At 58.8% G+C, this 14264-nt stretch carries 13 protein-coding genes; 8 read left to right on the forward strand and 5 right to left on the reverse strand.

The features are described from left to right. Positions 1-140: 140 nt before the first annotated feature. From B9Z48_RS16645 to B9Z48_RS16655, 3 genes are all read right to left on the reverse strand, one after another. Entirely contained in the window at positions 141-1505 is a 1365-nt protein-coding gene (locus B9Z48_RS16645) for a mechanosensitive ion channel family protein (protein WP_108379902.1), read from the reverse strand. Between the two features lie 17 nt (positions 1506-1522). Further along, a complete protein-coding gene (locus tag B9Z48_RS16650; RefSeq protein ID WP_146186317.1) occupies positions 1523-3799 on the reverse strand; it encodes a patatin-like phospholipase family protein in 2277 nt (758 codons plus the stop codon). A gap of 142 nt (positions 3800-3941) precedes the next feature. Then, positions 3942-4526 (reverse strand): porin family protein, encoded by a 585-nt coding sequence (locus B9Z48_RS16655; RefSeq protein ID WP_108379906.1) that lies wholly within the window; start codon positions 4524-4526, stop codon positions 3942-3944. 274 nt (positions 4527-4800) lie between these two features. On the opposite strand from B9Z48_RS16655, the gene rpsU reads away from it, so the two are divergent. Together rpsU and B9Z48_RS16665 are read left to right on the forward strand one after the other, a co-directional pair. Further along, positions 4801-5013, forward strand: coding sequence for a 30S ribosomal protein S21 (rpsU, locus tag B9Z48_RS16660; RefSeq protein WP_019428257.1), 213 nt, complete (start codon positions 4801-4803; stop codon positions 5011-5013). A 117-nt stretch (positions 5014-5130) separates the two neighbouring features. Continuing rightward, positions 5131-5577, forward strand: coding sequence for a GatB/YqeY domain-containing protein (locus tag B9Z48_RS16665; RefSeq protein WP_108379908.1), 447 nt, complete (start codon positions 5131-5133; stop codon positions 5575-5577). Between the two features lie 7 nt (positions 5578-5584). Here B9Z48_RS16665 and B9Z48_RS16670 read toward each other — a convergent pair whose 3' ends face one another. Continuing rightward, positions 5585-6550: a LysR family transcriptional regulator gene (locus B9Z48_RS16670; protein ID WP_108379910.1), complete on the reverse strand. Its 966-nt coding sequence runs from the start codon at positions 6548-6550 to the stop codon at positions 5585-5587. Between the two features lie 111 nt (positions 6551-6661). Between B9Z48_RS16670 and B9Z48_RS16675 the strand changes: the two genes are divergently transcribed. Beyond that, positions 6662-7639, forward strand: coding sequence for a tripartite tricarboxylate transporter substrate binding protein (locus B9Z48_RS16675; RefSeq protein ID WP_158273298.1), 978 nt, complete (start codon positions 6662-6664; stop codon positions 7637-7639). Beyond that, positions 7640-9256, forward strand: a complete 1617-nt coding sequence (locus tag B9Z48_RS16680; RefSeq protein WP_108379914.1) for a GMC family oxidoreductase — start codon at positions 7640-7642, stop codon at positions 9254-9256. It begins immediately after the preceding gene. Here B9Z48_RS16680 and B9Z48_RS16685 read toward each other — a convergent pair. Further along, the gene (locus B9Z48_RS16685) at positions 9253-9825 is read right to left on the reverse strand and encodes a MarR family winged helix-turn-helix transcriptional regulator (RefSeq protein WP_108379916.1); all 573 of its coding nucleotides are present in this window, start codon (positions 9823-9825) and stop codon (positions 9253-9255) included. The genes B9Z48_RS16680 and B9Z48_RS16685 overlap by 4 nt on opposite strands. 81 nt (positions 9826-9906) lie before the next feature. Between B9Z48_RS16685 and B9Z48_RS16690 the strand changes: the two genes are divergently transcribed. The 4 genes from B9Z48_RS16690 to B9Z48_RS16705 are packed head-to-tail and all read left to right on the forward strand — an operon-like array spanning position 9907 to position 14261. Then, the gene (locus B9Z48_RS16690) at positions 9907-11292 is read left to right on the forward strand and encodes an aminotransferase class III-fold pyridoxal phosphate-dependent enzyme (protein WP_108380024.1); all 1386 of its coding nucleotides are present in this window, start codon (positions 9907-9909) and stop codon (positions 11290-11292) included. 31 nt (positions 11293-11323) lie between these two features. Further along, positions 11324-12280: a tripartite tricarboxylate transporter substrate binding protein gene (locus B9Z48_RS16695; RefSeq protein WP_108379918.1), complete on the forward strand. Its 957-nt coding sequence runs from the start codon at positions 11324-11326 to the stop codon at positions 12278-12280. Then, on the forward strand, positions 12277-12765 hold the full coding sequence (locus B9Z48_RS16700; protein ID WP_108379920.1) for a tripartite tricarboxylate transporter TctB family protein: 489 nt from the start codon (positions 12277-12279) through the stop codon (positions 12763-12765). The genes B9Z48_RS16695 and B9Z48_RS16700 overlap by 4 nt, the downstream gene beginning before the upstream one ends. Before the next feature lie 2 nt (positions 12766-12767). Further along, a complete protein-coding gene (locus tag B9Z48_RS16705) occupies positions 12768-14261 on the forward strand; it encodes a tripartite tricarboxylate transporter permease (protein ID WP_108379922.1) in 1494 nt (497 codons plus the stop codon). Positions 14262-14264 lie beyond the last annotated feature (3 nt).

The following is a 14264-nucleotide window of genomic DNA, read 5'->3' on the forward strand; positions in this document are numbered from 1 at the left end:
GATCGCGGCGGGGGCGCCGCTCCTACAGGGGGGAGAGCAACGCGGCCTGGGCGATGGGGGGGGTGGTGTGCGGGGCTTTATCGCGGCGGGAGTGTTGGTCTTACGGGAATGACATCTGTGCCAACTTCATTGGGTCACATTCATCGAAGCAGCCATTCAGTGCCAAGGGCCTTTGGGGTGAGGGCTTTGGCAGACGCAAACAGATCAGCCCCTTCGGAGGCCAGCAGCACGCCTTCGCTGCGAAAAAGCATGCAAATGTCAAACATCAAATCAGAAATCAGGCCCTTGTGGCCGTTGTGCAGGTCGTTGATCCAGAAGCTGGTCTCCAGCGTCACCTCACCAGCGGCCACTGAAGCGATGAGCACATCCCCTGCCGGATCGGGCAGTACGCGGGGCGCGTTTTTGAGCGATTGCAAAATCAATTCGCGCGCGCGTGGATAGTCGGCCACATCGGCGATTTTCAACAAAAAAGACACTCGGAAATCGTCGTTGCTCAGGGTATGGTTTTGCAACACGCCCTTGATCACGCTGCTGTTGGGGATCAGGCTTTCGGTGCCCACCGCATCGCGCACCACCAGGGCGCGGCTGCTCATTTGCACCACACGCCCAGTGATCTTGTCGATGGTCACGTAATCGCCCACCTTGAGCGCCCGCTCCAGCAGCACGTACAGGCCACTGACATAGTTGACCACGAACTCCTGCAAACCAAAACCCAAGCCAATGCCCATGGCCCCGGCAAAAGCGGCCAGGGTGGTCAGGTCAATGCCCGAGCTGACCAGTACACCCACCAAAGTCAACACAAAAATGCCCATGCTGAACAGGCGCGTCAAAATCAGGGCGTCGTTGCCCTGAATGGTTTCTTGCCGCGCATAGCGCTGAAGCAAGCGGTCCACCACGTCGGCAATTTGCCCGGCCACCGTGAGCGCCACCACCCCCATGAGCACGCCGGTGACGATGTTGGCGCCTTTGAACACCTGCTCGCCAATGGAAAACTCGATAGCCTGAATGTAGGCCGTGATGGGTTGAAACAGGCCAAAAAACGTCAGCACCACAACGGCCACGGCTGCCCATTCAAACAGATGCAAAAAAATCCGCAGAACCTCGTGAGGATGCAGCACATGCCTGAAAAACCACCCGCCCGCCCGAATGGCCAAAACCCAGAGGGTCAAGGCCAGAACTTTCCACAGCACCATCAAGTCGTGAGCGCTCAAGCCCAGTACCCGTCCTCCCCAAAACAGGGTGGACAAAAACAAGACGGTCACCACAGCCGCCCCCATGGTTTGGATGCCCGAACGAACATGCCGCAGCCAAGGGCCCTGCCAACGCAGACGGACAAGGGCCCAATGGCGCACCCCATAAGCCAGTGCAATGGAGGCCAGGCACAGTGCGCACTGCAACACAAAACTGCTGAGCGACAGTTGGCCATAGGCGTGGTAGGCCATGGATTGGTAAAAACCATCGCCGCTCATCACGACTTGATCGATGCGCATGAAGCTCAGACCCATGATTCGGACCTTTCCACTCAGAAACTGAAGCGCCGACCCAACTGAAGGAACAGGTTGTACGCCCGACCGGACCCTCTGGCCGCACCCAAATAAATGTCACCGATCTTGCTGTCCACAGCCACAAACAAAGTGCCGCTGTAACGGGCATGCAGGGTATCGCCAGCGTTCCAGACATCCCCGGCTTCAAGCACAGTGCCCACAAAGGTTTTTTGGTTCAACAAACCACCATCGGTCAATCGGTACATGTAGGTGGCATGCAAGTGAGCCAACTGGTCCCCCACCAACTGCCCCATGCGATACGCACCCATGGACTGAAACCCTCCCAAGATCAACTGGGAAGGGCTTTTGCACTTGACACAATTCAATGACACTTGGTCCTGCGCCCAGTTGAAGCCGAAGTTAAAAATATGCGGCCCCAGCGCAGTGGCCCACTTGGCGCTCAAACGCCCACCGAAATAATCCGCCCCTGAAATGCCCTGTTCGTAAATGGCATTCAGGTAAAAACCCCGAGTGGGAAAGCTCAGCGAATCGAGTTGGTCAATCTGCACCTGTGCTCTCAGACCGTTGAAGCGCAGCGTGTCTGTTCGCGAGCCCGTGTCGGCCAACTCGGAAACGGTGTCCAAGGTTTGCTGAATGCTGCTCGACGTGACCCCCAGTTTGATATTGGCCTTGCGCTCAAAGTCATAAACCACACGGGCATCCAGGCTTCGGGTGGTCTGGTTGTAATAGGCCAGTTTGATGTTGCTTCGGTCGTCTTTGTCGATGACAGACTTGTACAGCGGCAAGTAGTTGCGATCCCATGAAAGCCCGGTTTCGGCACTCCACCCTGCGCCCAGCGGCTGGTAAAGGCGAGCAGCCAACTCAGACTGCGTGCCCACTCGGGCATCGAGTGAAAACTCCAAACCCGAAGGGGTCAACCAGGGTCGGCGGTAACCAAAACCCGCTGTGAATTGGGTCACGCCGCCCGATTCGGTCGAAAAACCCAGCGTGGTTTTCATGAAATGGGGGCTATAGGGCTTTTCTCGCACGGTCACCACCAATTTGTATTGATCGCCCTGAACTTGCGCCAAGCTGTAGCTGACCAATTCAAAGTAACCGCTGGTGTAGAGCGCATCGATGTGGCGTTCAGCCTCTTTGGGCTTGAATTCCTGCCCCAACAACCCGGCCAAAGCCTCTTGAATGAACTGGGCTGAGACATCTTGGTGGCCTTGCGCCTCAATGGCCACGATGCGTTTTTCCCTTTGGTCAAACGACAGCTCTGTCTTATTCAGGCTTTCCACCCCGCCTGCATCGGCTTTCAATTGGGTCAAACGTGCCTGCACAGTGCCAAGGGCCGTCTGGCCTCGCTGAACAATCTCTCGGGCGCGGTTGAAATCTGCAAAGCCAATGTCAGCCAAGGCCGGTGCAACCAACACATCCTGGGGGCGCAGCAAAGCCAAATTTCTTTTCTCATTTTGGCGAATCAAAATGTCCAGCATGCGGTTGGCCACCACCAAGGCATGGTTGGGCGCATCGGATTTCGCTTCGTCGATGCCCCCAGCCAAATACGAAGCGACCACCACATCGGCACCCTCGCGCAAAGCCACCTCAATCGGCAAATTGGCCACCAACCCACCATCGACGTAGGTTTCACCATCGACCTCGACCGGTGCAAAAACAGCAGGTGCGGCCATGCTGGCCCGGATGGCCAAATGCAAGGCCCCTTGGTCAAACACCTTCATCTCGCCATCTCGGTAACGGGTGGCCACCGCACGAAAAGGAATCTTCAAATCGTTGAAATCGACGTTCGGCGGAACATGGGCCGTCAAATCCTGCAGCAAAGCCAAAAACCGCTGACCATCGCTGACCCCGCGGGCAAAACTGGGACCGCCGTTTTTGATGCCAAACTCCAACTCCACCGGGTACTTTTGCTGGTAAGCCCGGGTGCGCGATGGCAACTCCAAACGGTTGAGTTGGTCCAGCGCCACTTTGGACGGGTCCAAGCCCCCGACCACGCGTTCAATGTCGTCGGTGGACAAGCCGCTGGCATACAAGCCACCAATCACGGCCCCCATGCTGGTGCCCACAATCCGGGCAATCGGAATTCGGTCCTGTTCCAACTTGCGCAGCAAGGCCAGATGCGCAAAGCCTTTGGCCCCACCACCGGCCAACACCACCACGACCGAAGGGGCCGGGGCCCGGGCAGAGACAGATGCAAAGGCAGACCGATGGCCCACCTCTTGGGCTTGCAACAAGCCAGGAGCCCACAAATGCCCCGCCGCCATGGACACCAACAGCCAATATTGAGCTTGCATTTGAGTGGGTTTGGCGTTCAAACCAAGAAGTAAAAATAATTATTTTAACCAGCGCAGCTGTCACCAACACCCACGAAAAAGGCCCGCATCTTGCAATGCGGGCCCCCAGAACAAGCAGGCCCCTGCAGGGCCTGCAGCATGATCAGAAACGGTATCCAGCTGTCAGGGACACGCCCTGGACCTTGCTCTTGCCTTCGGTGTTGTAACGTGTGACGTCCAGGCCCACATAGGTGGTCTTGTTCAGGTTGTAGTTCATGCCCAAACCGTAAGAAAACGAATTGTCTGTGGAACTGTTTTTTTCAGTCTTACCGCCAACAACCTCGGTGACACTCAACTTCATGCGGGCAAAACCGGCACGGCCAAACACTTCGAGCTCGGGCGTCAGGAGGGTGTGCGCACGCAGATAAGCGCCCGTGAAGTTGTTCACTTTCGCAGTCGCCTTGGCCGTGCCGTTGTTGCTGACCACGGTCTTGGTGTCATCGCCCAAACCCATGCCCAACATGCCTTCAACCGACAAATTGGGGTGGATTTTTTGACCCAAAATTACACGCAGACCGTTCAGGTTGTAACCGGCTTTCGATTGAGCACCGTCATCCAGGTCCAGCTTGATTGGAGAAATGGCCAACTCGCCGTACAAACCCGAACCCTGGCCCTTTTGTTGAGCTTGAACAGAAGCGGCAGCGGCCAACACCAGGGTCAAACCGACGATTTTTGTGAATTTAGTCATTTTGTATATCGAATGAAGTTAAAAGAGTCAATAATGTAAATTATTTGCTTCATTCAATTGAACAGGTTACAAATTTTTGCAGTTTCTCACCCAGGGCCATCCTTGGATGAGTGAAGGACAGAACCCTCCAAACTTAAGGCTATAATCTCAGGCTTTGCTGGCAAACCCCCGTCTGCCAAATACTAGTTCGTGACGGGGAACCGCCGTAACTGGGATTCAAGGGCCCGATCTCCCTTGGTTCTGCAGCCGGCACATTTTTGGAAACTTTGATTCAATGACCACCATCCGCGTGAAAGAAAACGAGCCGTTTGACGTTGCCCTGCGTCGCTTCAAGCGCACCATCGAAAAACTCGGCCTGCTGACCGATCTGCGTGCCCGCGAGTTCTACGAAAAGCCCACCACTGAGCGCAAGCGCAAGAAGTCGGCTGCCGTCAAGCGTCACTACAAACGCGTTCGCAGCATGCAATTGCCCAAGAAGATGTATTGATCTTCCTTTTTGTATGACCTGCAAAGGTCTGCAAAACAAGCCCGCTGGAGGACGCTCAGGCGGGCTTTGTTGTTTCTGACTACTCCCTTTTTTCAACACCTCACCCAGGAGCCTCTCATGAGCCTGAAAGAACAGATCACCGAAGACATGAAAACCGCGATGCGGGCCAAAGACAGTGAACGTCTGGGCACCATCCGCTTGCTGCTGTCCGCCATGAAACAAAAAGAGGTGGATGAGCGCATTGAACTGGATGATCTGGCCGTGGTGGCCATCGTGGACAAACTGATCAAGCAGCGCAAAGACTCCATTGCTGCCTTTGAACAAGCCGCCCGCCAGGATTTGGCCGACAAGGAAAAAGCCGAAATGGCCGTTTTGCTGGCTTACCTGCCCGCACGCATGTCGGCTGAAGAGGTCAGCGCTGCGGTGCAGGCCATCGTGATCGAACTGGGTGCCAAAGGTCCCGGCGACATGGGCAAAGTCATGGGCGCGGTCAAAGCCCAGTTGGCAGGCAAGGCCGACATGGGCCAGGTGTCTGCCGCGGTCAAGGCCGCTTTGGCCGGCTGACAAGGACTCAGGGGCCTGCAGCATTTTGTGGGTACGGCACCCGAAGTTGGCTTGCACTGTCCTTGAGGCAGCCCATGAAGATGCTTTGGGGCGTCTTCATGCGCTCTTGGCGCAGCCTGAAACAACACATGGGGCCTCGCAGCAGCTCCACAGGGGCCGCAATGGCCCGCACTTGGGCGGTGGACTCAAACTGCCTGGCTTGCTGGTGCGCGATGGCCCACAGCATCGGGGTTTGAGAGAGCAACCGGAGTGCCAACAATGACGAGTCCGTTTGCACATCTGGCCCCAGACCCGAGCGCTGGCCACTGCGGTATACCGACAACATGCGGTCAATTTTGGGACGCAACGGGGTATTGACCGGAGGCAAGATCCAGGCTTCCTGAGCCAAGTCCGACCAGCTGGGTTTCTTTTTCTTGTGCAAACGATGCGACTGGCCCGCCAAAATGGTGCTGTGCTCCTCGTACAAGGGCGTCACCTCCACCAAATTCAGGTCCACCCTGAACTCAGCATGGGCCAGCATCAGGTCAATGCGCCCATCCAGCAATTGCTCATAAAGCACCTCCAGCGGCTGCATCTGTGTCGAGAGCAAGACCTCAGGCAGCAATTGACGCGACCTGGCCAAGGCCCCCGCCAGCACATCGGGTGAAAAGGCGGCCAGCACCCCCAAGCGCATCTCGGCACTGATTCCCGCAGACAGGCCCAACAACTCTTCTTGGGCCACATCGATCTCAGCCAATATTCGATTGGCATGCTGGATCAAACTCAGGCCCGCCACTGTGGGCAAGATCTGCTTGGTGGTCCTTTGGAACAAGACCCGCTGCAACTGTGTCTCTAAATGGGCCAAGGCCCTCGAAGCGGCGGGTTGCGAGGTGTGCAACAACTCGGCACAGCGGCTCAGGTTGAGCGTTCGTCCCAGCAAACTGACCAACCGAAGTTGTTTGAGCGTCAGGTCACGTTGCAAATTCAAAGTCATGGTCCATCATATCAATTTGGATATGAATGAATCGAACTTTTTCATTTGTCAGGACCTTCACGGCTTTGAATAATGACCTCACACATTCACCCATTGAGGAGACCCATCACCATGTCAAAGTCATTTTTTTCGCGCCGTCGAACGCTGCCGGTGATGGCCAGTTTGCTGTTGCTGAGCTGGGTGGCAAGCGCACAAAATTACCCCAGCAAAGCCATTCGCATGGTGGTGCCATGGCCTCCGGGCACACCCGCAGATGTGACCGGGCGCATCGTGGCAGAAAAGATGAGCGCCAGCCTGGGGCAAGCCATTGTGGTGGACAACAAACCCGGCGCGGCAGGCACGATTGGCATGGCAGACGCCCTGCGCCAACCGGCCGATGGTTACACCCTTTACCTGCTGTCATCGGCATCCTTGGTGGCCCCTTTGCTCTTTCCTGCGCAAAGCATCCCCTTCAACCAATTGGAGTCGGTCGGGCACATGGCCTGGAGCTACAACGTGCTGGTCGCCCCCGTCACCAGCACCCTCAAGGGACCTGCCGACATTGTCCAAACGGCCAAGGCAAAACCCGGCAGTTTGAGTTTCGCCTCAGGCGGCAACGGCACACCGGCCCATCTGGCGGGCGAGCTGTTCAAACAACAAACGAACACGGTGACCACGCATGTGCCGTACAACCAATTTGGCTTGGCCATTGGCGACCTGATTGCCGACCGCACCCACTTCATGTTTTTGACCGCATCGGCCGCACTTCCGCAAATCAACGGCGGCAAACTCAAAGCCATGGCTGTGACGGGCGCCAAACGCTTGCCCGCACTGAAAGACGTGCCCACCATGAGTGAGCAAGGTTTTGGTGATTTTGTCCTGCGATCCTTTGACGGCATGATGGTCAAAACAGGCACTCCCAAAGAGGTTGTTGAACGGCTCAACAGCGAACTGAACAAAGCCTTGAACATGCCCGATGTGCGAGATCGTCTGGCCAACCTGGCCCTGGAGCCTGAGCCCATGAGCAGTGCGCAGTTTGGCTTGGTGATTGCCAGCGAAACCGACAAGTGGCAAAAAATTGGCCGCGCAGCACAGATCCGGGCCGATTGAATGTCAGCACACCCCACTGAAACCGATGTCATCGTTGTCGGTGCTGGCTCGGCAGGCTGCACGCTGGCCGCCCGCCTGAGTCAAGACCCCCGGCTGCACGTCACGCTGATCGAAGCGGGCACCCCATCACGCGACCCTTGGTTGAACATTCCGATCGGTTACTTCAAAACGGTGGGCAACCCGGCACACGATTGGAAATTTGAAACCCAGCCCGAAGCCGGCATGGCCGACCGGCGTCTGCCATGGCCTCGCGGCAAGGGCCTGGGCGGCTCCAGCCTGATCAACGGAATGCTGTATTTGCGGGGCCACCGCCAGGATTACGAACGCTGGCAAGCACTGGGCAACCCGGGCTGGTCGTGGGACGATGTGCTGCCCTACTTCCAAAAGGCCATGGGCAGCCAAAGCTCTCACGCCAACGACGGGCTAGATGGGCCTTTGTGGGTGTCTGACTTGCCACATGACCCTTTGTCAGATGCCTTCATTGCCGCTGCCGGGCAATGTGGCATTGCACCCACCAATGACTTCAATGGCGGAAACAACGCTGGCGCGGCTTACTTTCGCATGAACACCCGCCATGGCCAGCGCATGAGCACTGAGCGGGCCTACCTGCAACGCGCACTCACCCGCCCCAACCTCAAGGTCATCAGCGGTGCACAGGTCACCCGCGTGCTGATGAACAAGCAAAGGGCACATGGCGTGAGCTGGGTCCAAGACGGGCAACACCACAGCCTGCACGCACGGCATGAAGTGGTGCTGTGTGCAGGTGCCATCCAGTCGCCTCAACTGTTGCAGCTGTCAGGCATTGGGCCTGCCGATCTCCTGAAACAGCACCACATTGACCCGCTGATCGATTTGCCTGGCGTGGGAGAAAACCTGCAAGACCATTTGCAAGTGCGCCCCTCCTTTCGCTGCCAGGGCATAGAAACGCTCAACGATGTGGCCAACAGCCGTTGGCGCAGTGCGCGAGATTTTTTGCGCTACCAACTCACTCGAACAGGACCTTTGGCCACCGGGGTCTACCGAGCAGGCGCTTTTTTGTCACTCGACAATGACGCGCAGCCTGATTGGCCCAATGTGCAGATCCACTTTGGGCTGGTCAGTTTTGACAGACCCCATCAGCCTCCACACCCTTTTCCGGGCATCACGCTGTCGGCCTGCATGCTGCGCCCTGAAAGCCGTGGCCGCGTGCACATTCAAAGCGCCGATCCCTTGACGCCCCCCCACATTCAGGCGAACTACCTGAGCTGCGACAACGACCAACAGCTGGCCGTCAAAATGGTGCGAAAAATGCGTGACATTGCCCGCCAAGCACCGCTGTCGAACTTCGTGGCGCAAGAGCACGAACCCAGTACACACATTCAAAGCGATGCCGACATCCTCGACTGGGTGCGCCGCCGGGCGGGCAGCATCTTTCACCCGGTCGGCACATGCGCCATGGGCCCAGCATCAAACGGCTTGGCGGTGGTCGATGCCAGGCTGCGTGTGCATGGTGCACAAGGCCTCAGGGTGGTGGATGGTTCGGTCATGCCTTTCATCGTGTCGGGCAACACCAACGCGCCCATCATCATGATGGCCGAAAAAGCCGCTGACCTGATCCGGGAAGACCTGGTGACTTAAGCACCCAAGGACGAGGCTTTCCAGATGGCACGACTGCCGCCTTGCCTGCGTCCCGCAGCGCCTTCGGGCTTGTGCTCTTGCGCTACAGCCAAGGCCCGGGCCTGCAGGGTGCTCAAACTGTGCGCCAAGGCCTGCCGCTGGGCAGGCTCCAAATCCTGCAACACCTCATGGTGCACCTGCACCACACGCGGAAACAACTGCGCAAACAAATTCAAGCCGGCCTGAGACAACAACACCAAAGCCCGGCGGCCATCACCGGGCACGCCTTGGCGCTCCACCAGACCTTTGCTCATCAGCCCACGCAAAGTCTTGGAGGCTTGTGAGCGGTCCACCGTGGTGCGCGCGGCCAAGTCCGAAGGCGACATGGCCTTCAGCTCGGCCAGCATGGCCACAAACTGCCACTCTTCGCGGGTGATGCCGTATTCGTTTTCACAGATGCGGGTGACCAGAGAGCCGCTGATGCCCAAAAGCTCGGACAAGCGGAAATTGAGCAAATCGAAAATCGATTGCGGCGCGTCAAATTCCGGCAATTGGCTTTGCGCGGCCAATGATGCTTTGGGAAAACCCATGGTGAATGTGGCCTGTCTACGGGAAAGACCTGAGGATAATGGATTTTTTCCATCACATGCTTGCTGCCTATGCTTCAAGGCATGAGCACAACATCCCTCGACGCATCCACTCAATCCCCCATCGACATCCGCAGCGCGAACGCGCAGCACATGTACCACCCGATGATCGACCCTAAGGCGGTGCAAGCTGCGCCGCCCTTGATCATTGACCGGGGCGAAGGCGTTCACGTTTATGACATCGACGGCAAGCGTTACCTGGACACGGTCGCCTCTTTGTGGAACGTGAACGTCGGGCACAACCGACCCGAGGTCATCAACGCCATCAAGGCGCAGCTGGACAAGCTGGCTTACTACTCCACCTTTCAAAACACCTCCAACCCGCCCGCCATCGAGCTGTCGGCGCGGCTGATGCGCATGTTTGCGCCTGAGAAGATGAACAAGGTGTTCTTTTCTTCGGGTGGCTCGGACGCGGTGGAGACTGCGCTCAAGCTGGCGCGCCAATACTGGAAGCTCAATGGCCAGCCCGATCGCCACCAGTTCATCTCGCTCAAATGGGGCTACCACGGGGTGCATTTTGGTGGCGCGTCCATCAACGGCAACCCGATGTTCCGAAGCGCCTACGAGCCCCTGCTGCCGGGCTGCCACCTTGCCGAAACGCCCTACACCTACCGCAACCCCTGGAACGAAACCGATCCGGCCCAACTGGCCCAGCTGTGCCTGGACCAGTTGGCCCAGCTGATCGAGCAAGTCGGGGCGCACCACATCGCCGCCCTGGTGGCCGAGCCGGTACAAGGCGCTGGCGGTGTGATCGTGCCGCACGACAGCTACTGGCCAGGCCTGCGCCAACTGCTGGACCAGCACGGCATCTTGCTCATCAGCGACGAAATCGTGACTGGCTTTGGCCGCATCGGCGCCATGTGCGGTGCCCGCGCCTGGGGCGTGGCCCCCGACATCATGGCCATGGCCAAGGGCATCAATTCCGGCTATGTGCCCCTGGGGGCCACGCTCATCAACGAACGCGTGGCCAGCGCCTGGAACCAGCCCGGTGTGCCCGCTGCGCTGATGCACGGCTACACCTACTCCGGCCATGCTCTGGCCTGCGCTGCGGCCAACGCCAACCTGGACATCGTGGCCAGCGAAGACCTGCCGGGCAATGCCAGCCGCGTGGGGGCCTACCTGCAAGACAAGTTGCAAGAACTGTCGCACTACGCCCATGTGGGCGAAGTGCGCGGCAAAGGCATGATGGCCGCCGTGGAACTGGTCACCGACAAAGCCAGCAAAGCCATGCTGCTGCCGCCCTCGCCCTACATTCAAACGCTGGTGGGCACGGCCCGAGACGCAGGCGCCATCATCCGCGTGCAAGGCAACCGACTCATCCTGTCCCCACCCTTGGTGTTCACCCGTGAGAACGTGGACGAAGCGCTCAGGGTTTTGCACCTTGCGTTCACTGCCGCCGAAAAAGTTTAATCCCCCATCCTTGACTGACCTGGAGACAACCATGACCCCTCGCATCCGACTGATCACCCTCGCAGCCCTGGCCGCTGCTGCTGCCCTGCCCGCCATGGCGCAAGACAAGTGGCCCAGCAAGCCCATTGAAATCATCTACCCCTACCCACCGGGCAACGACATGGATGTGGTGACCCGCTTGCTGGCCGAAGGCATGAGCAAGCGCCTGGGCGTGCCGGTGCAGGTGATCAACAAGCCCGGCGGCGGCGGGGTGGTGGGCTTTGCCGAAATGACCCGCGCCAAACCCGACGGCTACACCATCGGCACCTGGACGCCTGGCCCCGGCATCTCGCAGATCGTGGCGGGCAACACGCCCTACAAAATGAGTGACTACCAGTCGGTCGGCGGCATGCTGATCAACGACTTCGTGCTGGCTGCGCGTGGCGACATTCCGGCCACCAACCTCAAGGAATTTGCCGCCTGGGCCAAGAAAAGCGGCAAGCCCGTGGTGATTGGCAGCTATGCGCCCGCCGCCGTGCCTGCACTGATCGCCGCCAAGATTGCCAAAAAAGACGGCTGGGCCTACAAAGTGGTGGCCTTTCCCAACCCCAGCGCCAAAGAACTGGTGGCCGGTGATGCCGATGTGACCACCGCCGGTGCCGAAGGTGCCATCTCTTACGCCAAGGCCGGTCAGATCAAGATCCTGTCCGCCTGGGGCCCGCACCGCAACCCCGTGTTCCCGAACGCCGCAACACCTGCCGAAGAAGGCTACGGCGACTTGTACACCTGGGGCGGCATGGCCGCACCTGTGGGCGTGCCCAAGGACATCATCAACAAGCTCTCCAGCGTCATGATGGAGTCGCTCAAAGACAAGGCCGTGCAGGACCAGTTCAAAAAAGCCGGCATCCCGGCCTTCCCCATGACCGCTGACCAGATGAGCAAACGCGTGACCGAAGACGCCAAGTGGATTGGCGATCTGATGACCGAACTGGGCATGACCAAGAAGTGAGCGCCAAGTCCAATCCGCGCGGCTGGTCGTGGGACCGGCAACTGCTGCTGGTCTTGGCCTTGATGGCGGGCAACTTGGTGATGGCCAGTCGCCAACTCATCGTGCCCTACCCCGAGGCGGCCCTTTGGTACGAGTCGGCGGCCTTTTTTCCACTGCTGGCACTCGGGCTGATGGCCCTGGCCGGCCTGGTGGAAGTGTTCAATCGCCGCCACGCCATGGAGCTCAAGGACTCTGAAGAGCTCGATTCCAGCCAGGCCCGCATGGGTCTGGCCTGGGGCATGCTGGGCCTTTTGGGCCTGTACATGCTGGCCGTGCCCTGGCTGGGATATCTGAGCAGCACTTTGCTCTTTCTGGTGGTCAGCAGCCGTGTGTTGGGCTTTGCCTGGCGCACCACCTGGACACTGAGCCTGCCGCTGGCCTTGGCCATGTGGTGGGTATTTTTAAAACTTCTCAAAGTCCACTTTGGACACGGCTGGTTGATCTGAGCATGGAATTTTTTGAAAGCTTGTCGCAGGGTTTTGCGGCGCTGGGCACCTGGCCAATCGTGCTGTCCCTGTTGGTGGGCTCAGCCTTGGGCATTGTGGTGGGCGTACTGCCGGGCGTGGGGCCGGGGGTGACGATTGCTGTGCTGCTGCCCTTCACGTACGGCATGGCCCCGCTGGCGGGTATTTCTTTGCTGCTGGGGGTGTACTGCGGGGCCTTTTACGGCGGCGCGGTCACGTCCATCCTGATTCGCACGCCGGGCGAGGCCTCGTCCATCATGACCATGTTCGACGGCTACCCCATGGCTCAGAAGGGTCAGGCAGAAAGAGCCTTGTCATTGGCCTTCATGTCGGCCTTCATTGGCGGCATCGTGAGCGCCTTGTTGCTGGGTCTGGCCGCACGCCCACTGGCCGGTTTTGCGGCCAAATTTGGCGCCCCGGAAAGCGTGATGGCCATCTTGCTGGCCAGCCTGTGTGTGGGCAAGGCCTATCAGCGCCAATTTGCCTCGGCCATGATGATGATGTGCCTGGGCTTTTTTCTGGCCACCGTGGGCATCGACCCGAACTCGAATGAACAGCGCTACACCCTGGGCCTGCAAGGCCTGCTCAGCGGCATTCCGCTGGTGCCTGTGGCGGTGGGCATGTTCGGCATGGCGCAGGCTTTGGTCATGGTCAGCTCGCCCGTGCCCACGTTTGACTCTTCGCTGATTGGCCGTGCCGGCGTGTCCTGGAGGGCCTTTTTGGAGCCCTTCAAATATCCCAAAACTTTGGGCAAAGGCTTGTTTCTGGGATCGGCCATCGGTGTCTTGCCCGCTGTGGGTGCGGCCCTGTCCACCTCGTTGGCTTACTTTTGGGCGCAACGCGGTGCCAAAGACCCCACGCCTTTTGGCGAGGGCAACCCCGAAGGCATCGTGGCCGCCGAGAGTGCCAACAATTCCAACTCGGGCGGTGCCATGATCACGGTGCTGACCCTGGGCATACCGGGTGACGCCATCACCGCCATCATCATGGGCGTGTTTGTGGTGCACGGCATCGTGCCCGGCCCGTCTCTGTTCATGGACCGCCCTGAAATCATCAACGGCGTGCTGTCGGCCTTGCTGGTCATCAACGTGCTCATCTTGGTTTTGCTGGTGGTGTGCGTCAAACCGCTGGCCCGCCTGGCCTATGTGAACCCGCGCATCCTGGGTCTGGCGATTTTGGCGCTGTGCTTTGTGGGCGCCTACTCGGCCGCCAATTCGATGTATTACGTGCTGATTGCTACGGTGTTTGGCGTCTTTGGGCTGGTCTGTGCACGGGCCAACATCCCGACAATTCCGCTCATTTTGGGCATGGTCATGGGCGACACGCTGGAGTCGGCCTTGCGGCAGGCGCTGGGCCGCAGTGACGGCTCGCTCATGCCCTTTGTCACACGCCCCATCTCGGCCACGATCTTGGCCGTCATGGTCCTGATGCTGATCTGGCCTTGGCTGTCCCGACTTGTCTCTTCCCGCAAAGCCTGACCC

This window comes from Limnohabitans sp. WS1 (genome assembly GCF_003063265.1).
Classification (GTDB): Bacteria; Pseudomonadota; Gammaproteobacteria; order Burkholderiales; family Burkholderiaceae_C; genus Limnohabitans_A.